Here is a 24,276-nt window from a genome sequence, read left to right as displayed (position 1 = left end):
AGGGCGACCAGATGTAAAGATGAAAATCGGATCGAGGCTGTTTACCGAGCGTTAAGGTTAATAATTGGTAAAATTGTACTAAAAAGCCGCACGTCATGGGCAGAACTTAGCGCCGCCCCGCCTTCTTCGCTGTCCTGATATCCTCGGCAAAAGGCCAGACGGTGTTTGACATCGTCTCGATACCGGAGGCCGTCAACGCCGAACCGAACAAGAAGCCCTGCACCAGATCCGGGTTGACCTCCAGCGCCAGGATCTTGAGTTGCTCAAAGGTCTCGACGCCTTCGACAGTCACGGACAAGCCAAGTGGCCGGGACATATTGATGATGCCTCGCAACAGCTCCAGAGAGCGGCTGTTCTGGGTGACGTCTATGAGGAACGAGCGGTCGATCTTGATCTTGTCGAGTGGCAGCTTGTGAAGATAGCTGAGGCTCGAATAGCCGGTGCCGAAGTCGTCAAGCGCTATGCGCACGCCGAGTTGCTTCAATTCCTCCAGGTATTGCCTTGTCAGCGACTTGTCATCGAGCAGCGCGGTCTCGGTGACCTCGATTTCGAGGCGTCCCGGCGCAAGGCCCGATGCCGCTAGCGCTTCGCGCACCTTCTGGACCACGTCACGGTTCCGGAAATCCTTGGCCGACAGGTTGACCGACACGCTGGTCTTGGCCGGCCATTTGGCGCATTCGGCGCAAGCCGCCCGCAGCACGAAAGTGCTAATCTCGGAGATGATGCCCATCTCCTCGGCGAGCGGAATGAAGACACTGGGTGAGATCGGGCCGAGATCGGGATGATCCCAACGGCAGAGCGCCTCGCAACTGGCGATGCGCATGGTGCTGACAGCCACAATCGGCTGGTAGACGACGCGCAACTCCCTGGCTTGCACCGCGTTGCGCAGATCCGCCTTCATCAGTTGGCGATTGCGGAAGGCGGCATCCATGGCCGCCTCGAACAGCCGCCAGCTGTTCTTGCCGAGCTCCTTGGCCTTGTAGAGGGCAAGGTCAGCCTTGACGATCATGGCGTCCGCGTCGGTATCCTTGACCCGGGAAAGCACCGCGCCGCCACTGGCCTGGATGCGCAAGCCGTGGCCGGCGACGTCTACTTCGCCCTGCAGGTCCGCGAATATCTGGTCGAGCAGGGTACCGAGATGGCTTTCGTCCTCGACGCGATCGAAGAAGATCATGAATTCGTCGCCGCCGAAGCGGCTGACGGTGATGCCGGGTCCGGCGATCGCGGCGAGGCGCTCGGCCACGGCATAGATCAGCCCGTCGCCGACCGGATGCCCGAGCGTGTCGTTGACGCTCTTGAAGTCGTCGAGATCGAGCACCGCGAGGCCGCAGAGCCGATCGCGGTTCCCGGAGGTCATCGCCTCACCAACCAGTTCGTGGAAATAGGCGCGGTTCGGCAGGCCGGTCAAATTGTCGTAGCGCGCCATGAAGCGGATCTTTTCCTCCGCCTCGACGCGCGCCGTCACATCCTCGAAGGTGATGACGCCCAGTTCCTGGCTGCCTTCGCGGGCGGAGAATTCGTAGTGCTGGCCATTGGCGAGGGAAACGAGCACCTTGCGGTCGCGGCCCTCGCGCAAGGCGCGCGTCAGCTGCGCCTCGATATAGCGGCAGTCTTTCGGCGCCAGCATGCCTCCGGCAACGCCGCGCATCAGAAGACCGTGGATCGACCGGCCGAGCAGCGAGTCGGCCGATTTCAGCGACATCAAATGGGCGGCTTCGGCATTGGCGACCGCGACGCGTCCGTCTGGGCCGAGCATGACAAGGCCATGCGACATGGTGTTGAGTGCCCGGTTGAAGCGCTGGGCAAGACGGTTGGCCTTCTTCTCTTCCGACAATGCCGCAAAGAGCACCTCGCGGACGAGGTCCGCGAAGCGCTTTATTGCAAACAGGAACGGCGCCGACAAAAGGCCGAGGATGAAATGGTAGGGGTCGCCGCGCAAGATGAAGCCCAGTGAGATCGGCCAAGTCATGGTCATGATGAAGATCATCACCATTCTGGGCGAGCCGTAATTGCGGCCGGCGATTGATGTGGCGGAGGCCAGCGTCACACAAACGGCGGCGATTTCGGCGAAATTGTCGTGCGCCAGATAGATGCCGACAAAGCAAAAGGCACCCAGCATAAATCCGTGCATGGAACCGTAGAGAATGTAATCATTCTCGCGGCGACGCGCCTCCTCCCAGTTCCTTGGTGACGGCGCGTGGCGGTACTTTCTGATGTTGCGCAGGCGCAGGAACGCAACTGTCAGAAATCCAGCTGCAACAGCTATGTAGGTTGGATCCTTGGTCTTCCAGTAGACCAGGACGACCAGCAAGGTCTGCGCGAAGAATCCTATGGAAAGCGTCAGACCGTCGCGAAACAGGGTTTCCACGAACGGGATGTAGACGTCGACCGGGATCTCGCTCTTTTTTCTCAGTTTCACGCCCGAATCCCAATCACTGGGATCCTAGCAGTGTCATATTCGCCTTAAGAAAGCTTTAGAGAGAGCTTTACGAGCCGTCCCGTCAAGTCAATCGACGTTACGGACGCCATGAAACGCTCGTTCAGGTAAACAAGGCGTATCGATCACTCGGCCGCCTGCAATTCCGCGCTTGCCAGCGGCCTTTGCAGACGCTCGATCAGCCGCGCCCGCTCACCCCCTGCCTTCGCGGCGCTGGCCTGCCGAACATGGCCGTAGCCGCGGATCAGCGCCGGCACGGAGGCCAAGGCCGTCGCGGCTTCCACCCTGCCCGGCGCCAGTGCCGCGGCGATAAGGTCGAGATCGGCCTCATACTCTCTCAGCGACTGCCGCTCGATGCGCCGCTCGGCCGTGTAGCCGAAAAGGTCGAAGGCGGTTCCGCGCAGGCCCTTCATCGCCGCCAGCAGCCGGAAACCCTTCATCATCCATGGGCCGAAGCTCGATTTCCGGGGCTTGCCGTCATTGCCGCGCCGGCCGAGGATCGGCGGCGCGAGATGGAACTCGAGCTTGTCATAGCTCTGGAACTGCTTGGCGAGGTCGGTGGCGAAAGTGCCGTCGGTGTAGAGCCGCGCCACCTCATACTCGTCCTTGATCGCCATCAGCTTGAAGAGGTTCCTGGCGGCTGCCTCGGTCACCGCGGTCGAGCCTGGCACGGCCTTGGCTTCAGCGGCGCGCACCATCGCCACACGATCGGCGTAGCGCCTGGCGTAGGCGGCGTTCTGATAGGCGGTGAGGAAGGCCACGCGGCGGGCGATGACATCGTCCAGCGTCTCGGCGGGCTTCGACGCCGGCTTGCCGGTCTGGGCGACCAGGCCGCGCACGAAATCGGGCTGATGCGCGGCGCGACGGCCCCAGCGGAAAGCCGCGATATTCATCGCCACCGCTTCGCCGTTCAATTCTATCGCCTTTTCAACGGCTTCGGCCGAAAGCGGCAGGCCGCCATGCTGGAAAGCGAAGCCAAGCATGAACATGTTGGCGCCGAGCGAATTGCCGAACAGCGCGGTCGCCGTGCGGGTGGCGTCGAAGAAATGCGCCTTGTCGTCGCCGGCGGCCGCCCGGATCGCCTTCTTCAGCCGCTCGACCGGCAGCGAGAAGTCGGCGGAACGGGTGAATTCACCGGGCATGATCTCGGCGGTGTTGGCGAGGAAGATCGTGTGGCCCTCGCGCACCGCGCCCAGCACCTTCTTGGCGCCGGAGACGACGAGGTCGCAGCCGAGCACAAGATCGGCCTTGCCGGCCGAAACGCGAATGGCGTGGATGTCCTCGGGTGTCGGGGCGATGCGGACATGGGTGAAGACCGAGCCGCCCTTCTGGGCGAGGCCGGCCATGTCGATCATGCCGCAGCCCTTGCCCTCCAGATGCGCGGCCATGCCGAGCACCGCGCCGACGGTGACGACACCGGTGCCGCCGACCCCGTCGATGATCCCCGCCCAACCCTGGTTGCCCATGCCGAATTCAGCCGGCGCCGGCACGCCGTCGAGAGGATCGGCTCTGCCGGCAATGCCTTCGGCCTTCCTGATCTTGCCGCCATGCACGGTGACGAAGGACGGGCAGAAACCGTTGAGGCAGGAGAAATCCTTGTTGCAGCTCGACTGGTCGATGCGGCGCTTGCGGCCGAATTCGGTCTCGACCGGCTGGATCGAGACGCAGTTGGACTGCACGCCGCAATCGCCGCAGCCTTCGCAGACCAGCTCGTTGATGAAGACGCGCTTGTCGGGATCGGGGAAGGTGCCGCGCTTGCGGCGCCGGCGTTTTTCGGCGGCGCAGGTCTGGTCGTAGATCAGCACCGAAACGCCCTTCACGTCACGCAATTCGCGCTGGACGAGATCGAGATCGTCGCGGTGATGGACGCTGATACCGGCCGGAAAATCCGCCTTGCCGGCATATTTGTCAGGTTCGTCGGTGACGACGGCGATACGGTCGACGCCCTCGGCGCGCACTTGTCTCGCGATCATGTCGACGGTGAGGCCGCCCTCGTGCGGCTGGCCGCCGGTCATCGCCACGGCGTCGTTGTAAAGGATCTTGTAGGTGATGTTGGCGCCGGAGGACAGCGCGAAGCGGATCGCCAGCAAGCCGGAATGGTTGTAGGTGCCGTCGCCGAGATTCTGGAAGATGTGGTCGCGCTTCGAGAACGGCGCCTGGCCGACCCATTGCGCGCCCTCGCCGCCCATGGCGGTGAAGCCGACAGTGTTCCTGTCCATCCACAGCGCCATGAAGTGGCAGCCGATGCCGGCGGCGGCCAGCGAGCCGTCCGGCACCTTGGTCGAGGAATTGTGCGGGCAACCCGAGCAGAAGAAAGGCGTGCGCGAGCCGATATCGACGGTGTCGGCGAGCATCGCCTGGAACTGGCGCAGCTTCGCCACCCGCGCCGCGATCTCTTCCGACGGGCCGATGGTGCGCAGGATGCGCTCGCCGAGCGCGATGGCGGTCTCGTTCGGATCGAGCGCGCCCTTGGCCGGGAACAGCCAGTCGCCGCGCTCGTCCTTCTTGCCGACGATCACCGGCTGGACGGCGGTACCGTAGAGGTTCTCGCGCAGCTGCACCTCGATCAGCGAGCGCTTCTCCTCGACGACGACGATGGTGTCGAGGCCGCGGGCGAACTCGGCGATGTGCTGGAAATCGAGCGGCCACGGGCAGCCGACCTTGAACAGGCGGATGCCGATGCGGTTGGCGGCCTGCTCGTCGATGCCGATATCCTCCAGCGCCTGGCGGACGTCGAGATAGCTCTTGCCGATGGTGATGACGCCGAGCTTGGGATTGCGGCCGCCGGAATAGACGATGCGGTTGAGGCCATTGGCGTGGATGAAGGCGGAAGCGGCGGCGCGCTTATACTCGTGCAGCCGCTCTTCCTGGCCGAGCATGTCGATCTCGTGGCGGATGTTCAGGCCGCCCGGCGGCATGTCGAATTCGGGAATGACGATGCCCAGGCGCTCGATCGAGGCGTCGACCGAGGCCGTCGATTCGATGTTGTCCTTGACGCATTTGATCGCCGCCCAGGTGCCGGCGAAGCGCGACATGGCAAAGCCGTAAAGGCCGTAGTCGATGATCTCCTGGACGCCGGCCGGATTGAGGATCGGCACCATGGTGTCGACGAAGAGGAATTCGGTGGCATGCGCGTTGGTCGATGATTCGGCCATATGGTCGTCGCCCATCAGGGCAAGCACGCCGCCATGTTTCGACGAGCCGGCAAGATTGGCATGACGGAAGACGTCGCCGGACCGGTCGACGCCCGGCCCCTTGCCGTACCAGACGGAGAAGACGCCGTCATGCGTGCCTTCGCCCAGCAACTCGGTCTGCTGCGAGCCCCAGCAGGCCGTGGCGGCGAGCTCCTCGTTGAGGCCGGGCTGGAAGACGATATCGGCTTGAGCGAGCTGCTTCTTCGCCCGCCACAGCTGCATGTCGAGGCCGCCGAGAGGCGAGCCCCGATAGCCGGAAACGAAGCCCGCCGTGTTGAGGCCGGCGCGGCGGTCGCGCTCGCGCTGCATCAGAAGCATGCGCACGACCGCCTGCGCGCCGGACAGGAAGACGCGCTCCTTGCCAAGGTCGAACTTGTCGTCGAGCGCGACGTCGTGCAGCGTCATCAGGCATTTCCTCTGCGGAGGCGGCCCAAATCAGGCAGCCAACGTCGGAGTGGGACGCCGCAGTCTTTCGTCCCTTGGCGGTGAGGTCAAACAAAATCGCAGGGGCCAGATAACACGCAACAAACGGTCTGGCGAGTGGCCGGCGGCGCATGCAAGATCACGCTAAGCGCTTCCCGAGGAACAAAAATTTCGCGTTGGCGCGGCTTTTGTTCGACAAAACTCCGGGCGGAAGGCTACGGCGAAGTCGCCGCGCCTAGCCGTTTCACACTTTTCCTGGGATTGCTTTGACGCCTGCGTTTCAGGTCGCCTTCGAGCAATCCGGCTTCTGCTCGTCGGGCAGCTTGCCGTTCGGGTGGCCGGCAAGGTCAGGATTGAGCTCGTATTTCGGGCCGATCACCAGCGGCCGGTCCGGCAACATGGTCTGGTCCTCCGACGAGGTCATGGTGGTGTCAATGCTTTGCAGCAATGTGCCGCTCGCATCCTCGATGCGGATCGAGACTTTGTAAGGCTTGTCCTTGACCACGCAGGAGAGCGGCGGGCTGGTCAGCGTGATGTGGGGCAACTTCGGCCAGATCTTCTGGTTGACGACGAGCGGGTCGCCGCCGGCCGGGTTCTGGAAGCTCACCACGGCGACCTGGCCGTCCACCATCGGCCGCAGCGGCTTCAGCGTGATGACGTAGGTGGCGATGGCCAGCCGGTAGTTGAACTCAAACAGCTTGCCGGAAATGGCAAAGAGCTGGTCCTTGCCGGTGTCGCGGCAGGCGCCGAGCGCGACAGCGGCGACCAGGCGGCACCGACCAGAGCCGAACGCGACAATTTCCTAAGCATTGGGAACCTCCCTCGCCGCCGTACGGCGGCGGTAATAGCGGTTTGCCTTCTGGCGATTGCCGCAAACGGCCATGTCGCACCACAGGCGGCTGGCGTTGCGGCTGCGGTCGACGAACAGCCAGCTGCAATTGGGGCAGATCCGAAGCCGCGCCACCGTTTCGCCCTGCAGCAGCGACAGCGCCGAGACGGCCAAGGCCGCCTCGAAGGCAATCGGCGTTTGCGGATCGCCGAAGGGCCGGCCGGGCGCGCCGATCTCGGTCGCATTACCGGACAGTCCGCCGGCGCAGGCCGTGAGGAAATCCGGCAGGAGACTGGTCGCGAGCGCGCCGTTCGACACGGCATGGCGAAACAGGCGATCGGTCGCTTCGCGGATCGAGATGACGGTCGGTTTTATCTCGCCCGGTTCCGGCGCCCGCAGCCGCCGGCCGCCGAGTTCGGTCGCGCGAAAACCGCTCGCCGCCTCGGCGAAGCGGGCGATCTCGGCCGGGTCGTCGAAACGGTCGAAGGACTTTTGCGGATCGTTGCGCAGCACGACGGTGTTCGCCGTATCGAGCGCAAGGATGCCGCCGGTGAAGCGGTGCGGGGTCCAGGAAACCGTCATGGACAGAAATCTAACCGATAAAACGTGTTTGACAAGTTAGATTCCGAATGCAACGGTTCGCCAAGGTCGCGTCACACGACCCGCGGGATATCGCATGCTCTATTTCTTCCAGCAGGTGCTGAACGGGCTGCATTCGGGCGCGCTCTATGCGCTGCTCGCCTTCGGCTATGTGCTCACCAACGGCATCCTGCATCGCACGAACCTGGCTTACGGCGCGCTGTTCGCCTTCTGCGGCCAGACGATGATCCTGACCGCCGCCTTCGGCTACCAGGCGCTGTGGCTGACGCTTGCCGCCGCGGTGGCGCTCGGCGTGGCCGCCGCCATTCTCTATGCGGTGCTGATCAGCCACGTCCTGTCGCGCAGCGTTTTCGAGAGGCTTGCCGACCGCTCGCCCAACGCCATCGTGGTGACGACGCTCGGCATCCTGCTCTTCCTGTCGGAGGCGAGCCGCATCGCCGCCGACACGCATGATCTGTGGTTGCCGCCGATGCTCGCCACCCCGGTCATTTTCGCCGAGGGCGACGGCTTCAAGGTCACGCTTACCATCATCCAGCTGCTCGACTGCGCGGCGGTCATCGCGCTGGTGGCGCTGGCAGCCTGGCTGTTTTCGCATTCGCGCTTCGGCCGCGCCTGGCGCGCCGTCTCCGACGACCCGAAAGCGGCGGCGATGTGCGGCGTCGATGTGCGCGTCGTGTTCCGCCGCGCCGTGCTGTTCGGCGGCCTCTGCGCCGCCCTGGCCGGCGTGCTTGCCGGTCTCTACTACGGCAATGTCTCCTTCGGCACCGGGCTGATCTACGGCCTCAAGATCCTGTTCGTGACGGCGGTCGGGGGCTATCTGTCGCCGCTCAAGGCGGCGCTTGGCGCAGCGGCCTTCGGCATGGCGGAATCGCTTTGGGCCGGCTACTTCCCGCTCGAATGGCGCGACGCCTGGATCTATCTCTTCCTCGTCGCCATGCTGGTGCTGATCGGCACCGGGCGCGACCAGGCCAAGATCGCCTGATCCCCGGACTTTCGTTGCCCCCAGACTTTCGTTGCCCCAGACTTTCGTTGCATGACGCATCGTCAGGCGGCGGTATTCCGCCACTGTCCAGCGTGCCGATCCGTTTGCCACGGCTTTGTCATGTTGACCTGCCGGACCACGCGCTGCATATCGTTGGGCCAAGCGGCGCGACACCGGAGGGGGAATCGGGCGCGCCGCATGGTCAGGGAGGATATGCATGGCAGGGCTGCTCGCTCTATCCAGGACGATCGACCGCATCAACGAGTTCATCGGCCGCTGGGTCTCGTGGCTGATCCTGCTCGCGATCCTGGTGAGCGCCGGCAATGCCGTCATCCGCAAGGTGTTCGACACCTCCTCCAACGCCTGGCTGGAGCTGCAATGGTACCTGTTCGGCGCCGCCTTCATGCTGGCCGCCGCCTACACGCTGAAGCAGAACGACCATATCCGCATCGACATCGTCTACGGCATGTTCCCGCGGCGCGTGCAGCACTGGATCGACCTCCTCGGCCACCTCTTCTTCCTGATGCCCTTCGTCGTGCTGATGGTGATCTATTTCGTGCCCTATGTGTCGCTGTCCTTCCGCAGCGGCGAGATGTCGACCAATGCCGGCGGGCTGATCGTGTGGCCGGCCAAGGCGATCTTGCTGGTCGGCTTCTTCCTGCTCGCCCTGCAAGGCGTCTCCGAGATCATCAAGAAGATCGCCATCATGCGCGGCGACATGGACGATCCCAATCCCTTCGTGTCGGCGCATGAGCAGGCCGAGCTCGAGGCCAAGGCGCTGGCCGAGGAAGCCAAGGCGATCGCGGGCGAGGCCCGCCCATGATCGAATTCATCGCGCAGAACATGGCGCCGATCATGTTCGCCTCGCTGATCATCTTTCTGTTGATCGGCTATCCCGTCGCCTTCTCGCTCGCCGCCAACGGCCTGCTGTTCTTCTTCATCGGCGTGCTGGTCTCGCCCTATTCCGGCGGGTCGATCAACCTTGCCTGGCCGCTGCTGCACGCGCTGCCGGACAATTTCTACGGCACCAGGGTGATGTCCAACGACACGCTCCTGGCGATACCCTTCTTCACCTTCATGGGCATCGTGCTCGAACGCTCAGGCATGGCCGAGGACCTGCTCGACACGATCGGCCAGCTGTTCGGACCGATACGCGGCGGGCTTGCCTATGCGGTGATCTTCGTCGGCGCGCTGCTTGCCGCAACGACCGGCGTGGTGGCGGCCTCCGTCATCGCCATGGGACTGATCTCGCTGCCGATCATGCTGCGCTACGGCTATGACCGCAGGGTCGCCTCCGGCGTCATTGCGGCCTCCGGCACGCTCGCCCAGATCATCCCGCCGTCGCTGGTGCTGATCGTGCTTGCCGACCAGCTCGGGCGCTCGGTCGGCGACATGTATGCCGGCGCGCTGATCCCCGGCCTCGTGCTGACCGGCATCTACATGCTCTACATCCTGATCATGTCGATCGTCCGGCCGAACTCCATGCCGGCGCTGCCGCTGGAGGCCCGCACGCTCGGCCACGGCGTGCTGTCGCTGATCGTCGCGCTGCTCGTCACCGGCGCCATCTCCTACGGCGCCTATCGCTATCTTGCGCCGACGCAGGGCGACAATGCCGATATCCTCGGCTTCGCCGTCGGCGTCATCGTCATCTATGTCGTGGCCATCATCGATCAGCGGCTGCGTATCAACATGATGTCCAAGCTCGCGCAGCAGGTGGTAATCGTGCTGATCCCGCCGCTGGCGCTGATCTTCCTGGTGCTGGGCACGATCTTCCTCGGCATCGCCACGCCGACCGAAGGCGGCGCCATGGGCGCCGTCGGCGCGCTCATCATGGCGGCGATGAAGGGCCGCCTGACGATGGACGTCGTCAACCAGGCGCTGGCCTCGACGACCCGGCTTTCCGCCTTCGTGCTGTTCATCCTGATCGGCGCGCGCGTGTTCTCGCTCACCTTCTACGGCGTCAACGGCCATATCTGGGTCGAGCATCTGTTGACTTCGCTGCCCGGCGGCGAAACCGGCTTCCTGATCGGCGTCAACATCCTGGTCTTCGTTCTTGCCTTCTTCCTCGATTTCTTCGAGCTCGCCTTCATCATCGTGCCGCTCTTGGCGCCGGCCGCCGACAAGCTCGGCATCGACCTGATCTGGTTCGGCGTCCTGCTCGGCGTCAACATGCAGACCAGCTTCATGCATCCGCCTTTCGGTTTCGCGCTGTTCTACCTGCGTTCGGTCGCGGCCCGCGTGCCTTACCTCGACAGGATCACCGGCAAGCAGATCGCGCCGGTCAGCACCGGGCAGATCTATTGGGGCGCCGTGCCGTTCGTCTGCATCCAGGTGATCATGATCGGGCTCACCATCGCCTTCCCGCAAATGGTGATGCGCTACAAGGGCGCCGCGGTCGAACCAAGCACGATCGACCTCAAGCTGCCCGACATGCCTTCGCTGTCGCCGCTCGGCACGCCGCCGGCGGACAATGGCGCGGCTCCGGCCAATGGCGGCGCGCCGGCGGCGCCAGGTACGCCAGACCTGTCGCAGCCGCCGAGCTTCGGCGATGCACCGGCCAAGCCGGCGGCGCCGGCGCCCGACCTTTCGAAGCCACCGAGTTTCAATTGAGGTGACAGCCATGCGAGCAGTGCGGCTCGAAGCAATCGGCAGCATCGCGCTTCGCGAGGTGGACAAGCCTTCGCCGGGGCCGGAGGATATCCTGGTGCGGATCGAGGCCTGCGGCGTCTGCGGCACCGACCGGCACCTTTTCCATGGCGAGTTTCCCTGCACGCCGCCGGTGACGCTCGGCCATGAATTCTGCGGCATCGTCGAAGGCGTGGGCGCGGCGGTGTCCGGCATTGCCGTCGGCGACCGTGTCACCGGCGATCCCAACATCGCCTGCGGGCGCTGCGCCCATTGCCATGCCGGCCGCATCAATCTGTGCAGCAATCTGAGGGCCATCGGCATCCACCGCGACGGCGGCTTCGCCGATTATGTGCTGATGCCGCAAAGCCAAGCCTTCCGGCTGCCCGCAAACCTCAAGCCTACGCATGGCGCCTTCTGCGAGCCGCTCGCCTGCTGCCTGCACGGCGTCGACCTTGCCGCGATCCGGCCGGGCGCGTCGGTGGTGGTGCTCGGCGGCGGCGTCATCGGCCTGCTCGTCGTTCAGTTGGCCAAGCTCGCGGGCGCCGCGACCATCATCCTGTCGACCCGGCAGGCCTCGCGCCGCGCGCTTGCCAAGGAGCTCGGAGCGACCGCGACGATCGATCCTAGCGCCGGCGACCCAATCGCGGCCGTCGCCGGCGCGAATGGCCTGGCGCCGGGAGGCGTCGACGTGGTGCTGGAATGCGCCGGCGTGCGCGACACGGTCGAGCAATCGCTGCGCATGGCGAGGGCGGGCGGCACGGTGGTGATCGTCGGCGTGGTGCCGCAAGGCATGAAGGTGGAAATCGAGCCGTTCGATCTGTTGTTTCGCGAGCTGAAGGTGCTCGGCTCCTTCCTCAACCCGTTCACGCATGGAAGGGCGGCGCAGTTGATCGCCTCGGGCGCGATCGAGATCGACAGGCTGATTTCGAGGCAGGTCAGCCTGCAAGACGCACCGGACGTGATCGCCAGCCCGCCGGCGCCGGGCGAAGTCAAGGTGCTGGTGGTGCCGGGCCGAGGCTGAGCGCGGATCTTCCTTCTCCCCTTGTGGTAGAAGGTGTCGCCGAAGGCGACGGATGAGGGGTGCTCCAGGGAATGCTAACGCCTCATTCCTTCCAACACCCCTCATCCGTCTCGGCGCTGCGCGCCGATCCACCTTCTCCCCCAAGGGGGAGAAGGTAAGGCCCAGCCTACAGCTTGCCGTTGCGTTGCTGCACCATCATGAAGGTGTCGTAGTTGTATTCGGCGACCTGGGCCCAGAGATAGTGCTCCTTGCGGAAAGCCTTGATCGATTCCCAGATCTTCTTGAACGGCGCGTTGTTGGATTCCATCTCGGCATAGACCTCGTTGGCCTTCTCGAAACAGGCGGCCATGATCTCCTGGCTGAACGGCCTGAGCTTGGCGCCGCCAGCCACCAGCCGCCGCACCGCCGGCGGATTCACATAGTCGTATTTCTGCAGCATGTTGGCGTCCGCGGCCTGCGCCGCGGTGCGCACCAGCGATTTGTAGGTCGGCGAAAGCTCCTCGTATTTCGCCTTGTTGAACAGGAGATGGACGGTCGGGCCGCCTTCCCACCAGCCGGGATAATAGTAATAGGGCGCGACCTTGTAGAAGCCGAGCTTCTCGTCGTCATAGGGGCCGACCCATTCGGCGGCGTCGATGGTGCCCTTTTCCAGCGCCGGGTAGATGTCGCCGCCGGCGATCTGCTGCGGCACCACGCCGAGCTTCTCGACGACCTTGCCGGCAAAGCCGCCGATGCGCATCTTGAGGCCGGAGAGATCGGCTACGCTGTTGATTTCCTTGCGGAACCAGCCGCCCATCTGGACGCCGGTGTTGCCGCCCGGCAGGCCGTACAACCCTTGCGTGCCAAGGAATTCGTTGAACAGGTCGATGCCGCCGCCATGATAGTGCCAGGCGTTCATGCCGCGCGCGTTGAGCGAGAAGGGCACGGCCGCACCGAGCGCCCAGGTGGGATCCTTGCCCCAGTAATAATAGGCCACGGTATGGGCCGCTTCGACGGTGCCGGCGGCGGTGGCGTCGGCTGCCTGCAGGCCGGGCACCAGTTCGCCCGAAGCGAAGACCTGGATCTGGAAATTGCCATCGGTCGCTTCCGACAGCATCTTGGAGAAGACTTCGGCGCCGCCATAGATCGTGTCGAGCGACTTCGGGAAGGACGACGCCAGCCGCCAGGTCACTTTCGGGTTGGACTGGGCAATGGCCGGCGTGGCGAGTGCCGCGGCCGCTGCGGCGGCACTCACGCCGGAGGCACCGGCCTTGCGAATGAACGAACGACGATCCATTAAGTTTCCTCCCTTGCGGATCAGCTGACCGATGCAGGACATCCTCGGTGTCCGAACCGGTTGGGGGAGAAACATACACGGGCAAGAAGTCGAGTCCAGCGCCGCCGGCCAAGCTTGCAGCCATTCAGCGGCCCACTGCAACTATAGTCTAACATCCTCTCGTCTGGCCCATGCGAGGCGGCGAAACTTGCCATGGAAAAGCCGCGACGGATCGCTTATTTTATAGGCAGAACAAATCCTTGGCCTGATGGAAACCAAACCCAAAATGCAGCAGCCGCTCGTCGCAATCTCGACCGACGTCCGCCAGTTCGACAACTACACCTGGCACGCAGCGCCCCAGCAATATCTGGAGGCGGCGGTCGCCGGCGCCGGCGTGTTCCCGCTCCTGGTGCCGTCCTTCGGCGACCGGCTCGACCTCGACGAATTGCTGTCGTCCGTCGACGGCGTCATGGTCACCGGGTCGAAGTCCAACGTGCATCCCTCGCTCTATGGCGGCGACCCGAGTGAGGCCAACGGGCCCTACGATCCGGCGCGGGACGCCACCACGCTGCCGCTTATCCGCAAGGCGATCGAGCGCGGCGTGCCGCTGCTTGCGATCTGCCGCGGCATCCAGGAGCTGAACGTTGCGCTGGGCGGCACGCTGGGCACCGAAATCCAGGAGCGCGAAGGCTCGCTCGACCACCGCGCGCCAGTGAGCGACAATCAGGAGGAGCGCTTCGCCATCCATCAGACAGTTTCGATCAAGCCCGGAAGCTGCCTTGCCGGCGTGTTCGGCGCCGGCGAGATCAAGGTGAATTCCCTGCATCGCCAAGCGATCGACCTGCTGGGCTCCAGGCTCCAGGTCGAGGCCTTGGCCACCGACGGCACGATCGAAGCGGTCTCGGTCAAGGATGCGCGGGCCTTCGCGGTCGGCGTGCAGTGGCACCCTGAATACTGGGTGAAGTCGGACAGCAATTCCGCTAAGATCTTCAAGGCTTTCGGCGATGCCGTGCGGCTGCACGCGGCCGCGAAGGCCGGTGCCCGCGCCGCGGCGGAATAGACACTTCGCTTAAATTCAGTTGCCGCTGTCGCTGTTCAGCGCGAGAAGCGGCGCGACCGGCGCGTAGGATTCGTAGCCGTCGCCATCGGCGACCCCGAAGGTGACGATCGGATCGACGCCGTTCTCGCTGAAAGCGACCGAGCCGTCCGCCTGCTCGCGCCAGAATCTCACGCGCTCGATGCCGGGCATCAGCTTGCGGCAGTCCGGGGCGACGTCGAGCCGCGACAGGCCGTCCGAGACCGGAGCTCCGCGCTGCACGGCGCAGGCGGCTTCGTCGCCATTGACCGTCAATCGATACGTGCTCGAGGAGGCGGTCTCGACAGCCGTGCCTTGGCCCTCGCCGCCATACAGGACATGCGCGCCCCCGAACAAGGCAACCGACACAACCAACCCGGCAACCAGCTTCACGCCTCTTCTCCACGCTCAACCAGCATGGAAAATGATTTCAAAGCCTTAAGTGGGAGTTAATGGAGCTGCTAAAGCATTAACAAATGTGGCGAAAGCACCCGGAGCGGTTCAACGTTCGATGGAGGGAAGACCGCCTTATACCTGCCTGAAGGCGCTCTAGCCGCGCGCCTTGACGTTGATGGTCTCCGGCACGGGCGTCAGCGGCCTGCGCTCGGCGAACCAGGAGAGGAGATTGTCGACGCAGAGATCGGCCATGGCTCGGCGGGTGTGCTCCGACGCCGAGCCGACATGCGGTAAAAGCGAGGCGTTGGGCGCGTCGAGCAGGGCCTGCGGCACGTTCGGCTCGTCGGCAAAGACGTCGAGCCCGGCGGCGGCGATGGCGCCGCTCTCGAGGGCGGCGGCGAGTGCCGCTTCATCCACCGTCGAGCCGCGGCCGATATTGATGAAGACGCCGTTCGAACCCAGCGCCGACAAGATCTCGGCATTGATCGCCCTCTCCGTGGCAGCGCCGCCCGGAGCGACGCAGATCAGCGTGTCGACGGCTTCGGCGAGGCCTTTCAAAGTGGCATGATAGCCGTAAGCCAGGCCTTCGACCTTGCGGCGGTTGTGGTAGGCGATCGGCAGGCCGAAGGCTTCGATGCGGCGGGCGACGGCCCGGCCGATGCGGCCCATGCCGAAGATGCCGACGCTGCGGCCGCGCAAGGTAAGCCGGCTCAGGCGATAATTGCCCTTCTCCGCCCAGTCGCCGTCGCGCAGCCATTTCTCGGCGGCGTAGAGCTCGCGCACGGTGTTGATCAGCAGGCCAATGGCGGTGTCGGCGACCTCCTCGGTCAGGACGTCGGGCGTGTTGGTGACCATGACGCCGCGCTTGGCCGCGTGATTGGCGTCGACGGAATCGTAGCCGACACCGAAGCTGGCGATGATCTCGAGATTGGGCAGCGCGTCGATCATCGCCGCGCTGATGCCTGCGTAGGACGCGATGCCGCGCACCGTCGCGCGCATCTCGTCCGTCACCAGCGCCGGATCGGCGCGTTCGATCCGCACACGCTTGAACGCCTTGTCGATGCGGCTAACGGCATGATCGTTGAAATCGGCGGGCACCAGGATGGCGACCGGCAATCTTCCTTCAGGCTTGGTCATGCACGCTCCACCGGCTTGCCGGTCGACTGCCGCACATGCAGTTCCGGCTTGATCAGTTCCTGCGAGGGCCGCACCGCCTGCCCGTTCAACTTGTCGAGCAAGGCGCTCGCGGCGCGGCGGCCGACCTCGCGCTGACCGTTCCAGACCGTGGTCAGCGCCGGCGTCGCGATTGCCGCCTCCTCGAGATCGTCATAGCCGGTCACGGAGATATCGACGCCCGGTACGAGGCCCGCGCGCGCGATGCCGTTCATCAGCCCGATCGCGACAAGGTCGTTCCAGCAGCAGGCCGCTGTCGGCTTGTCCTTCAGCGCCAGAAACTGTCCGGCGGCCTCGAACCCGGCCTGCTTGGTGCGCGGCCCGGGAATGCGCCAGGACGGCTTCACCTCCAGGCCGGCGGCTTCCATCGCGTTGAGGTAACCCTGATAGCGGTCGCGGCCGGTCGATGTCTGGTCGGTGCCGCCGACCATGGCGATGCGCTTATGGCCGAGCGAGATCAGATGATTGGTGGCAAGTGCCGTGCCGTAGGCGTCGTCGCCGCGGAAGACCGGCACGTCGGCGCCGGCGACGGTGCGCGCGATCAGCACCGCCGGCAGGCCGTTTTCCTCGGCCATGATGATGTCCGCGGCCGGCGTGCCGATGGCCGGCGACATGATGACGCCGTCGGCGCCGAGTTGCAGCAGCGTGTCGATGAAGGTGCGCTGCTTTTCCAGTTGGTCGTAGTGATTGGACAGGATGAAGGTCTGGCGGCTGCGGTCGAGCTCGCTCTCGATCGAGCGCAGGATCTCGGCGAAGAACGGGTTCATGATGTCATGCACGACGACGCCGACAATGCCGGAGCGCGAGGTGCGCAACGAGGCGGCGCGGCGGTTGTAGATATAGCCGATGGCGCGGGCATGCTCCTTGATGCGCTCGCGCGTGGCGCCTGCGACCAGCGGGCTGTCGCGCAGCGCCAGCGATACCGTTGCCGTGGAGACGCCGAGCGCATCCGCGATCGTCGAAAGCTTGATCTTCTGTGCCAGTGCCCTTCGCTCCCTAGAGCATGATGCCGAAAAGTGTGAAGCGGTTTTCGGACGACATCATGCTCTACTTCTTTGATTTAGAGCCGGATTCAGAGTTCGGGTTTGACCTGAAATCATCCGGCTCTAGGGTCTGCATTCAGGTTTTTAAATTGTTTAAATTCGGCCTTATGCCATCGATCGGGAGCAAATCAAAGTTTTTTCGCCAGCGCCTCGGCCTCGGTGTCGAGCGAAGCGGAGTTGCGGACGCGAAGCCGATGCTCGCGGTGAATGATGTAGAGCCCGCTGGCGACGATGATGGCAGCGCCGAGCAAGGTCCAGCGGTCGGGGAACTGGTGGAAGATCACCCAGCCGGAGATGATCATCCACACCATCTGCGAATAGGGGAACGGCGCCAGTTGCGTCGTGGTCGCCAGACGATAGGCGCGGACCAGCAGATAGTGCCCGCCGGCGCCGAAGACGCCCAGCATCAGGACGACGAACCATTGGAAGCCGCCGTGCGGCAGCGCGGGCGAGAAGGCGAGCATCGGGGCCAGCAGCACCGACGGCGCCAGCGCCGAGAACAATATCAGGCTTTCGGAGGTTTCCGTCGCCGACATGCGCCGCGTCATGATGACGTAGAAGCTGTTCGACAGCATCGAGCCCAGCGCGAAGAGATGGCCGATGCCGAACACGCCGACGCCCGGCCGGGTGATGATCAGAACACCGACAAAGCCGGTGAGGATCGCGAGCCATCGCCGCCAGCCGGCCCATTCGCCAAGCAGCGGGCCGGCGAGAGCGGTGATCACCATTGGGCCGAAGAAATAGATCGAGGTGGTTTCGGCGAGCTGCAGTGTCTTCAGCGCCAGGATGTTGAACATGGTGGAGCCGAAAAGCATGCAGCCGCGCAATATATGCGCCGGCAGGTTGTTGGCGCGAAAACGCCTCGGCTCGTGCCAGCCGCGCAGAAAGAGGCCGACCAGCAGGACATGGACGGCGAAGCGGGTCCAGGCGACGACCAGCGCCGAGACGCCGGCCAGCACCAGATATTTGCTGGAGGTGTCGAGAAAGGTGAAGCAGACATAGACGCAGAGCATCAGAAGCATCGCCGCGGGCGGCGTTGCGCTGTCGTCGGTGTTCTTGGGAATGCTCAAGGTCAGGCCGAAGGAAAAATAGACGCGTCACTTCTGCGGCAATCGCCGCTGGCCAGCAAGCCAAAAGCGACTGGCCCAACAAGCGCCTTGGACAGGCTTAGAGCGCATCGCCGTCGGCGATTGGTTTGAACGGTCCTCGCGGTTCGTCATCCACGGGCGGAGCAAGGAGCGAAGCGACGCGCGCAGACCCGAGGATCCATGCCGTTACATCGACGCTCCACCAACGGTGCAAAATTCTGCTCCGTTGCAAACCTCGGCGAAGGTCACGGCATGGATCCCTGGGTCTTCGCTCCGCTTCGCGTCGCTACGCCCACGGATGACGAAGCTGGCGAGGTTGCTGCCAATCCCGAACGTCAAAGACGGTATAAAATCAGCCATGCATGCGGGCGCCCTTGGTGATCTTGTCGACCAGCTTCTTTTCGGCGCGCAACGCAACCCCGACGATCCTGGCATCGTCCGGCGCGAATTCGGCGAAGACGGCGCGGTTGGCTGCGTCGTGGCCGGTCGAAAACATCTCCTCGACATAGGCCGACGTCGTCACCCCGCGCTCCAAGGCCCGGCGATGGATCGTGCCCAGCGTCGCTGCATCGGCCGACAGGACGATGACCGGCTGGATCGACATCGGGTTATAAAGGTTGCCGGCGCGGTCGCGATAGGGCTCGCCGATGATCTCGGGAAACTGCGCGACGATGCCGCTGGTCAGGAACGCGGTGACGTTGAGCTTCTGCCACACCGGCAGATCCTCTCGCAGAACAATTGCAATTTTCGTATCGAACACCAAGATTGATACTCCGAGATGGCCCGTGACGGGCGGAACAGGGCGATGGCGCAGGCTCTAGGCGCGGAAGCGAAGGAAGGTCTTGAACGTTCGTGCGCGGATGCAGCCAACGGCGATCGCATCGTTTCGGCGCCGGGCGGGCTTGGCCTCGAACGCATCGAGGCGCGCTTCCACGGCAACGCCTTCGAGCTGCACCGGCACGACACCTATGCGATCGGCGTTACACTCAACGGCGTGCAGCGCTTCCATTATCGCGGCGCGCTGCAGCACAGCCTGCCGGGCCAGGCGATCGTGCTGCACCCCGACGAATTGCACGATGGCGGCGCCGGCACGGAAGACGGGCTGCGCTACAGGATCCTCTATCTGGAGCCGTCCCTGCTGCTCGACTGCCTCGGCGGCGAGCCGCTGCCCTTCGTCCATGGCGCCGTTGTCGACGATCCGGCGCTGCGGGACACGCTGCTCTCGGCGCTGGCGCCGTTGGACGAAGAGCTCTGCGACCTGTTCGTGGCGGATTTCGTCGCGCAACTGGCGCAGCACCTGAGACGCCACGCGGGAAAGCCGGCAAAGTCAGCGAGCAAGACCGCCTGGCGCGCAGCGGCGCTTGCGCGCGATTATCTGGAAGAGAATGCCGAGCGTGCAGTGCATTCCGATGAGCTGGAGGCCGTCACCGGCCTCGACCGCTACGCGCTGTCGCGCCATTTTCGCGCCACCTATTCGACCAGTCCGCATCGCTTCCTGTTGATGCGCCGGCTGCAAAGAGCGCGACGCATGATCGCCGAGGGCGAGTCGCTGGCGGAAATCGCCGCTGGCGCCGGCTTCAGCGACCAGAGCCATTTCAACCGGCATTTCAAGAAGGCGTTCGGCATGACGCCGGGGCGCTGGGCGACGCTTGTGCGCGACGCGTAGCGTCGTCGCTCAAGGGCGAGGCGTCCGGTGATGGCGTTCAGGCGCGACGCGCAGCGTCGTCGCGCTTTCACGCTTCATCCAGCTCCGCGTCGTCGTCCATCAGGACCAGATCTTCGTTCGACAGGTTCGCCTCGATGCGGGCGAGCAGCTTGAACAGCGCCTTCTGGTCCTTCTTGTCGAGGCCCTTCAGCGCCTGCTTCTCGGTCTTCTTGACCGACTTCTCGATGGCGCGGATGGTTTCGCGGCCGGATTCGGTGAGGAAGATATGGGCCTGGCGGGCATCGGCGTTGGAGGCGCGCTTTTCGAGGAAACCCTGGGCCTGCAGCCGGTTTATGGTCTTGGTGATGGTGGGCGGGCGCACGCCTAGCCGGCCGGCGAGGTTGCCGGGAGTCTGGCCGTCCTCGCGGTCGAGCGCCAGCATGATCTGGTCCTGGCCGGCATAAAAACCATGCGCCAGAAGCCGCGCGGCGAGCGCCGTGCGCGCCAATCTCGCCGCCGAATGCAGCCGGCTCATTGTCGCTGTCTTGTCCGCCTTGGCCATGGTCGTTCCCTCTTCGGCCGAACCGGCGCGGCCAGCATAGAGGCCGTCCGACGGTTGGCAAATGACGATCTCTAAGAAACCGGCTTGCGGAACGCTTTGCCGGCAAGCATTGCGGTGCCCGCGCAGGTGATGCCAGATGTTTATTTCAGTTAGATGACAAACGACTTTTGAACCGACGAGATTCACAACGGAGGCCGGCAATGACCCCTGGCCACTCTCGTGGCCCCTCCGTTCTGCCTGCCCCGGACGCCGCCAATCCGTCCCTCGGCGCCCGCCGGTCAGGAGTTCCACCTGGCCTATCGGTTTGGCGCGTGCAAAAGCGTGGCACCCATCCTATATGAGGCCGACAATCCAAGATTTTCGAGGCCAAGATTTCGAGGCAAGCCATGAGCGATGCACAGACGCAAATCCCCGTAACCGTTCTCACCGGCTATCTCGGCGCGGGCAAGACGACGCTGCTCAACCGCATCCTGTCGGAGAACCACGGCAAGCGTTACGCCGTCATCGTCAACGAGTTCGGCGAGATCGGTATCGATAACGACCTGATCGTCGAATCCGATGAGGAAATCTACGAGATGAACAATGGCTGCGTGTGCTGCACGGTGCGCGGCGACCTGATCCGCGTCGTCGAGGGCCTGATGCGGCGGCCCGGCCGCTTCGACGCCATCGTGGTCGAAACCACAGGCCTCGCCGATCCGGTGCCGGTGGCGCAGACCTTCTTCATGGACGATGACGTGCGCACCAAGACCAAGCTCGACGCGGTCGTGGCGCTGGTCGACGCCAAGCACCTGCCGCTGCGCCTCAAGGATTCCAAGGAAGCCGAGGACCAGATCGCCTTCGCCGACGTGGTGGTGCTGAACAAGACCGACCTCGTCAGCGCGGAAGAGCTCGAAAAGGTCGAAGCGACGGTTCGCGCCATCAACCCGGCGGCCAGGATCCATCGCACGCAACGTTCCGGCGTGGCGCTGAGCGAAGTGCTCGACCGGGGCGCCTTCGACCTGTCGCGGGCGCTGGAGAACGATCCGCATTTCCTCGAGGCGCATGACCACGATCACGACCATGAATGCGGCCCGGACTGCGACCACGATCATCATCACGACGGTCACGATCATCATCACCACCATGCTTCCGACATCCATGACGTGACGGTGAAGTCGGTGTCGCTGCGTGGCGGCGAGATGGATCCGAAGAAGTTCTTCCCCTGGATCGAGAAGGTCACCCAGATGGAAGGGCCGAACATCCTGCGGCTGAAAGGCATCATCGCGCTCAAGGGCGACGAGGACCGCTATGTATTGCAGGGCGTGCACATGATCCTCGAGGGCGACCACCAGCGCGCCTGGAAGGACGGCGAAAAGCATGAAAGCCGGCTGGTCTTCATCGGCCGCGATCTCGACGCCGAGCGGCTCAGGAAGAGTTTTGAGGCCTGCCAGGCGGCCTAAACGCCAAATTTATCCCATAGGATTGATTGCGGCTTCATGTACACATATCATGTGTACATGAAGCCTGGGAGACATCCTATGTCGCGGCCCTCCGACCAGAAGACTGAGCGCTATCAAATTCGCATTGCGCCCGCGCAGAAGGCGATGATCGCGCGCGCCGCTGCACTCTCGCATCAGGACGTTGCCGACTTCATCCTCAACAAGGTCGTTCCCGAGGCGCAGGCTGTGATCGAAGCCGCGGAGGTCACAAAAGTATCCGACCGTAATTTCACACGCATACTCGACCTGCTGGAGAATCCGCCGAGACCCAATGCAAAACTGCGAGCGGCGATCGCGGCCTTACCGGAAACACTGTGACACTTCCGTCCTGGCACGAGCAGCCGATTGCGAAACAGCACGATCGGGCCTCGTTCGACTGCGGCGACGCACAGATGAATGACTTTTTGCGGCGGTTCGCGCGACAGAGCCACGAACAAAATGCCGCCAAGACCTTCTGTGCGATCGACGACGCGACTACCGGGCGGATTCTCGGCTTTTATACAATCGCGCCGTCTGCAGTCGCTCACGAAACCGTGCCCGCGGCCATGACGAGGGGTTTGGCGCGGCACGAAGTTTCCGGTTTCAAGCTTGCCCGTCTCGCGACGGATCGCCGCGTTGCAGGGCAAGGGCTTGGCGGTCAGTTGCTTGCCGCCGCCGCGCTCCGCTGCTTGCGCCTCGCTGGCGAAGGCGGCGGCGTCCTGCTCATTATTGACGCCAAGAGTGAGCGGGCGGCAGGATGGTACACCAGCTACGGTGCCGAGCCTCTTCAAGGCCAACCTTTGACACTGGTGATGCCGCTTGCGACTTTTGCGACGGAGTTGCGGGCAAAGGGGCTGCTTTGATGCCTTCCCACCCTGTCTTTGAGGGACCGCTGCCGGTTCCTATGGTTGCCGATGCGGGAAACGTCGAGTAAGCCGCCAGATAAATCCAAATCTCGCTCACGCAGGAAGCCATGCCCACAGTCGCCCCGCTTGATCTCGAAGGCCATTGCGTCGCCGCCGTCTTCCTCAACGACGTGCCGCATTTCGCCTTGGCCGACGGCGCGATCCACCGGTTGGACAACGGGCAAAAGACGGTTCAGGCCAATGACGGCCTGCTTGCCGCCTTCCATGACGCGGCCAACGACCGGCTGATCACCGGCGGCGAGGACGGCAAGGTGTTTGCCGTGACGGTCGGCGGCGAGGTGCGCGAACTTGCCAGCGCCGGCAGAAAATGGGTGACCAGCGTCACCGCCGGGCCGCAGGGCGCGATCGCCTATGCCTCGGGCAAGACCGCGTTCGTGCGTTTCGCCGACGGCAGGATCAAGGAATTTGCCCATCCACGCTCGGTGGAGGGGCTGGCCTTCTCGCCCAAGGGCATGCGTTTCGGCGTCGCCCGCTACAATGGCGCGACGCTGCATTTCCCGGCCGCCGAGGGCAAGCCGGTGGAGCTCGAATGGGCCGGCGCCCATACCGGGATCACCTTTTCGCCGGACGGCGCCTTCCTCGTCACCACCATGCAGGAGAACGCGCTGCATGGCTGGAAGCTCGCCGACGGCAAGCACATGCGCATGTCGGGCTATCCCGGCAAGGTGAAAAGCCTGTCCTGGAGCGTGAAGGGCAAATGGCTGGCAAGCTCCGGCGCGCCGGCGGCGATCGTCTGGCCCTTCGCCAGCAAGGATGGGCCGATGGGCAAGGCGCCGCTGGAGCTCGGCACGCGCGGCAACACGATGGTGACCTGTGTCGCCTGCCATCCGAGCCAGGACGTCACGGCCATCGGCTATGAGGACGGCATGGTGATCGCGGCGCGCTTCGCCGACGCCAAGGAAGTGCTGCTGCGCCGTCCCGGCAAGGGCGCCATCACGTCGATGATGTGGGACAAGGAAGAGCGCCGCGTCGTGTTCGGAAGCGCCGCCGGCGATTGCGGCGTCATCGATATCACTGCGTGAGGGAGTAGGGGAGTAAGGCAGTAAGGGAGTAGGGGGAAGACAGCGGTCGAGCGCACTGCCCTACTGCCCTACTCCCCTACCGCCTGCCCCAACGCCCGCCCCTACCACGGCCAATTGCAGTTTTGCCAAGCCATGGGCAGAGTGCCGCGCGAAACACAGGGGTTTTCATGCAGGCATCGGACAGTTCCAGGAATTCCATCGGCGGCATCGACATCGCCCGCATCGCCGAATTGCGCGAGGCGGAGGCGGCCGCTTTCCGCAAGGCGCGGCCGAAATCCGAGGCGAAGCTCGGCAACGGCATCGCCGGCTTCCTCGGCGGCGTGCCGATGCACTGGATGACAGACTGGCCAACGCCGTTCCCGATCCTGGTCGACGGCGCCAAGGGCGCCACCATCACCGACATAGACGGCAACAGGCTCGACGATTTCTGCCTGGGCGACACCGGCTCGATGCTCGGCCATTCGCCGCCGGCGGTCGCGCGCGCCATCCGCCGGCAGGCAGCCCGAGGTCTGACCTATAT

General features: G+C 64.3%; 20 protein-coding genes and 2 pseudogenes. 11 read left to right on the top strand and 11 right to left on the bottom strand.

The window, feature by feature from the left end; all coding sequences use genetic code 11:
- Positions 1-106: 106 nt before the first annotated feature.
- The 4 genes and pseudogenes from EOD07_RS00280 to EOD07_RS00265 form a co-directional block, all read right to left on the bottom strand.
- Positions 107-2,419: an EAL domain-containing protein gene (locus EOD07_RS00280; protein WP_127233461.1), complete on the bottom strand. Its 2,313-nt coding sequence runs from the start codon at positions 2,417-2,419 to the stop codon at positions 107-109.
- Between the two features lie 143 nt (positions 2,420-2,562).
- Entirely contained in the window at positions 2,563-6,036 is a 3,474-nt protein-coding gene (locus EOD07_RS00275) for an indolepyruvate ferredoxin oxidoreductase family protein (RefSeq protein ID WP_127233460.1), read from the bottom strand.
- A gap of 298 nt (positions 6,037-6,334) precedes the next feature.
- Positions 6,335-6,864: pseudogene (locus EOD07_RS00270) on the bottom strand (hypothetical protein).
- Positions 6,857-7,465: a CGNR zinc finger domain-containing protein gene (locus EOD07_RS00265; protein ID WP_127233459.1), complete on the bottom strand. Its 609-nt coding sequence runs from the start codon at positions 7,463-7,465 to the stop codon at positions 6,857-6,859. The pseudogene EOD07_RS00270 and the gene EOD07_RS00265 overlap by 8 nt, the downstream one beginning before the upstream one ends.
- 94 nt (positions 7,466-7,559) lie before the next feature.
- Between EOD07_RS00265 and EOD07_RS00260 the strand changes: the two genes are divergently transcribed.
- The 4 genes from EOD07_RS00260 to EOD07_RS00245 all read left to right on the top strand — a co-directional run bounded on the left by EOD07_RS00260 (position 7,560) and on the right by EOD07_RS00245 (position 12,114).
- Positions 7,560-8,465 (top strand): branched-chain amino acid ABC transporter permease, encoded by a 906-nt coding sequence (locus EOD07_RS00260; RefSeq protein WP_127233458.1) that lies wholly within the window; start codon positions 7,560-7,562, stop codon positions 8,463-8,465.
- A 217-nt stretch (positions 8,466-8,682) separates the two neighbouring features.
- Positions 8,683-9,288: a TRAP transporter small permease subunit gene (locus tag EOD07_RS00255; protein WP_041001056.1), complete on the top strand. Its 606-nt coding sequence runs from the start codon at positions 8,683-8,685 to the stop codon at positions 9,286-9,288.
- Positions 9,285-11,075 (top strand): TRAP transporter large permease subunit, encoded by a 1,791-nt coding sequence (locus EOD07_RS00250; RefSeq protein ID WP_164771991.1) that lies wholly within the window; start codon positions 9,285-9,287, stop codon positions 11,073-11,075. Before EOD07_RS00255 ends, EOD07_RS00250 begins: the two co-directional genes overlap by 4 nt.
- Before the next feature lie 10 nt (positions 11,076-11,085).
- Positions 11,086-12,114 carry a zinc-dependent alcohol dehydrogenase family protein gene (locus EOD07_RS00245; RefSeq protein WP_127233457.1) on the top strand — a complete coding sequence of 343 codons (1,029 nt, stop codon included), beginning with the start codon at positions 11,086-11,088 and terminating at the stop codon, positions 12,112-12,114.
- 166 nt (positions 12,115-12,280) lie between these two features.
- On the opposite strand, the gene EOD07_RS00240 is transcribed toward EOD07_RS00245, so the two are convergent.
- Positions 12,281-13,390 carry a TRAP transporter substrate-binding protein gene (locus EOD07_RS00240; protein ID WP_127233456.1) on the bottom strand — a complete coding sequence of 370 codons (1,110 nt, stop codon included), beginning with the start codon at positions 13,388-13,390 and terminating at the stop codon, positions 12,281-12,283.
- A gap of 265 nt (positions 13,391-13,655) precedes the next feature.
- Between EOD07_RS00240 and EOD07_RS00235 the strand changes: the two genes are divergently transcribed.
- A complete protein-coding gene (locus EOD07_RS00235; RefSeq protein ID WP_040988979.1) occupies positions 13,656-14,429 on the top strand; it encodes a gamma-glutamyl-gamma-aminobutyrate hydrolase family protein in 774 nt (257 codons plus the stop codon).
- A gap of 15 nt (positions 14,430-14,444) precedes the next feature.
- Here EOD07_RS00235 and EOD07_RS00230 read toward each other — a convergent pair whose 3' ends face one another.
- From EOD07_RS00230 to EOD07_RS00210, 5 genes are all read right to left on the bottom strand, one after another.
- Positions 14,445-14,837 (bottom strand): hypothetical protein, encoded by a 393-nt coding sequence (locus EOD07_RS00230; RefSeq protein ID WP_127233455.1) that lies wholly within the window; start codon positions 14,835-14,837, stop codon positions 14,445-14,447.
- 156 nt (positions 14,838-14,993) lie between these two features.
- The gene (locus EOD07_RS00225; RefSeq protein ID WP_127233454.1) at positions 14,994-15,977 is read right to left on the bottom strand and encodes a 2-hydroxyacid dehydrogenase; all 984 of its coding nucleotides are present in this window, start codon (positions 15,975-15,977) and stop codon (positions 14,994-14,996) included.
- Entirely contained in the window at positions 15,974-16,996 is a 1,023-nt protein-coding gene (locus EOD07_RS00220; RefSeq protein ID WP_073989252.1) for a LacI family DNA-binding transcriptional regulator, read from the bottom strand. The genes EOD07_RS00225 and EOD07_RS00220 overlap by 4 nt, the downstream gene beginning before the upstream one ends.
- Before the next feature lie 188 nt (positions 16,997-17,184).
- Entirely contained in the window at positions 17,185-18,069 is an 885-nt protein-coding gene (locus tag EOD07_RS00215) for a DMT family transporter (RefSeq protein ID WP_164771993.1), read from the bottom strand.
- Positions 18,070-18,496: 427 nt separating this feature from the next.
- A complete protein-coding gene (locus tag EOD07_RS00210; RefSeq protein WP_127233452.1) occupies positions 18,497-18,904 on the bottom strand; it encodes a DUF2000 family protein in 408 nt (135 codons plus the stop codon).
- Positions 18,905-18,949: 45 nt separating this feature from the next.
- Between EOD07_RS00210 and EOD07_RS00205 the strand changes: the two genes are divergently transcribed.
- Positions 18,950-19,810, top strand: coding sequence for an AraC family transcriptional regulator (locus EOD07_RS00205; RefSeq protein ID WP_127233451.1), 861 nt, complete (start codon positions 18,950-18,952; stop codon positions 19,808-19,810).
- A 67-nt stretch (positions 19,811-19,877) separates the two neighbouring features.
- Here the strand turns inward: EOD07_RS00205 and EOD07_RS00200 are convergent, their stop codons facing one another.
- Positions 19,878-20,351 (bottom strand): MarR family transcriptional regulator, encoded by a 474-nt coding sequence (locus EOD07_RS00200; protein ID WP_040988911.1) that lies wholly within the window; start codon positions 20,349-20,351, stop codon positions 19,878-19,880.
- A 386-nt stretch (positions 20,352-20,737) separates the two neighbouring features.
- Between EOD07_RS00200 and EOD07_RS00195 the strand changes: the two genes are divergently transcribed.
- The 5 genes and pseudogenes from EOD07_RS00195 to EOD07_RS00175 all read left to right on the top strand — a co-directional run.
- Positions 20,738-21,790 (top strand): GTP-binding protein, encoded by a 1,053-nt coding sequence (locus EOD07_RS00195; protein ID WP_127233450.1) that lies wholly within the window; start codon positions 20,738-20,740, stop codon positions 21,788-21,790.
- A 78-nt stretch (positions 21,791-21,868) separates the two neighbouring features.
- Entirely contained in the window at positions 21,869-22,147 is a 279-nt protein-coding gene (locus EOD07_RS00190; RefSeq protein WP_040988913.1) for a DUF1778 domain-containing protein, read from the top strand.
- A complete protein-coding gene (locus EOD07_RS00185; RefSeq protein WP_127233449.1) occupies positions 22,144-22,671 on the top strand; it encodes a GNAT family N-acetyltransferase in 528 nt (175 codons plus the stop codon). The genes EOD07_RS00190 and EOD07_RS00185 overlap by 4 nt, the downstream gene beginning before the upstream one ends.
- Before the next feature lie 110 nt (positions 22,672-22,781).
- Positions 22,782-23,756: a WD40 repeat domain-containing protein gene (locus tag EOD07_RS00180; protein WP_127233448.1), complete on the top strand. Its 975-nt coding sequence runs from the start codon at positions 22,782-22,784 to the stop codon at positions 23,754-23,756.
- A 167-nt stretch (positions 23,757-23,923) separates the two neighbouring features.
- Positions 23,924-24,276: pseudogene (locus EOD07_RS00175) on the top strand (aminotransferase class III-fold pyridoxal phosphate-dependent enzyme); the annotation flags it as partial.

The sequence above is a fragment of the Mesorhizobium sp. M2C.T.Ca.TU.002.02.1.1 genome, from assembly GCF_003997225.1.
Note: the sequence above shows the minus strand (reverse complement) of the source record. Positions and strands in the feature narration are given on the sequence as shown.

Excerpts from the sequence above, each read along its gene's own strand:
- EOD07_RS00255 (WP_041001056.1), top strand. The coding sequence starts at position 8,683 with ATGGCAGGGCTGCTCGCTCTATCCAGGACGATCGACCGCATCAACGAG.
- EOD07_RS00180 (WP_127233448.1), top strand. The coding sequence starts at position 22,782 with ATGCCCACAGTCGCCCCGCTTGATCTCGAAGGCCATTGCGTCGCCGCC.
- EOD07_RS00245 (WP_127233457.1), top strand. The coding sequence starts at position 11,086 with ATGCGAGCAGTGCGGCTCGAAGCAATCGGCAGCATCGCGCTTCGCGAG.
- EOD07_RS00195 (WP_127233450.1), top strand. The coding sequence starts at position 20,738 with ATGAGCGATGCACAGACGCAAATCCCCGTAACCGTTCTCACCGGCTAT.
- EOD07_RS00215 (WP_164771993.1), bottom strand. The coding sequence starts at position 18,069 with ATGCTCTGCGTCTATGTCTGCTTCACCTTTCTCGACACCTCCAGCAAA.
- EOD07_RS00190 (WP_040988913.1), top strand. The coding sequence starts at position 21,869 with ATGTCGCGGCCCTCCGACCAGAAGACTGAGCGCTATCAAATTCGCATT.
- EOD07_RS00260 (WP_127233458.1), top strand. The coding sequence starts at position 7,560 with ATGCTCTATTTCTTCCAGCAGGTGCTGAACGGGCTGCATTCGGGCGCG.
- EOD07_RS00200 (WP_040988911.1), bottom strand. The coding sequence starts at position 20,351 with ATGGCCAAGGCGGACAAGACAGCGACAATGAGCCGGCTGCATTCGGCG.
- EOD07_RS00235 (WP_040988979.1), top strand. The coding sequence starts at position 13,656 with ATGCAGCAGCCGCTCGTCGCAATCTCGACCGACGTCCGCCAGTTCGAC.
- EOD07_RS00275 (WP_127233460.1), bottom strand. The coding sequence starts at position 6,036 with ATGACGCTGCACGACGTCGCGCTCGACGACAAGTTCGACCTTGGCAAG.
- EOD07_RS00240 (WP_127233456.1), bottom strand. The coding sequence starts at position 13,390 with ATGGATCGTCGTTCGTTCATTCGCAAGGCCGGTGCCTCCGGCGTGAGT.
- EOD07_RS00205 (WP_127233451.1), top strand. The coding sequence starts at position 18,950 with ATGGCGCAGGCTCTAGGCGCGGAAGCGAAGGAAGGTCTTGAACGTTCG.
- EOD07_RS00265 (WP_127233459.1), bottom strand. The coding sequence starts at position 7,465 with ATGACGGTTTCCTGGACCCCGCACCGCTTCACCGGCGGCATCCTTGCG.
- EOD07_RS00250 (WP_164771991.1), top strand. The coding sequence starts at position 9,285 with ATGATCGAATTCATCGCGCAGAACATGGCGCCGATCATGTTCGCCTCG.
- EOD07_RS00225 (WP_127233454.1), bottom strand. The coding sequence starts at position 15,977 with ATGACCAAGCCTGAAGGAAGATTGCCGGTCGCCATCCTGGTGCCCGCC.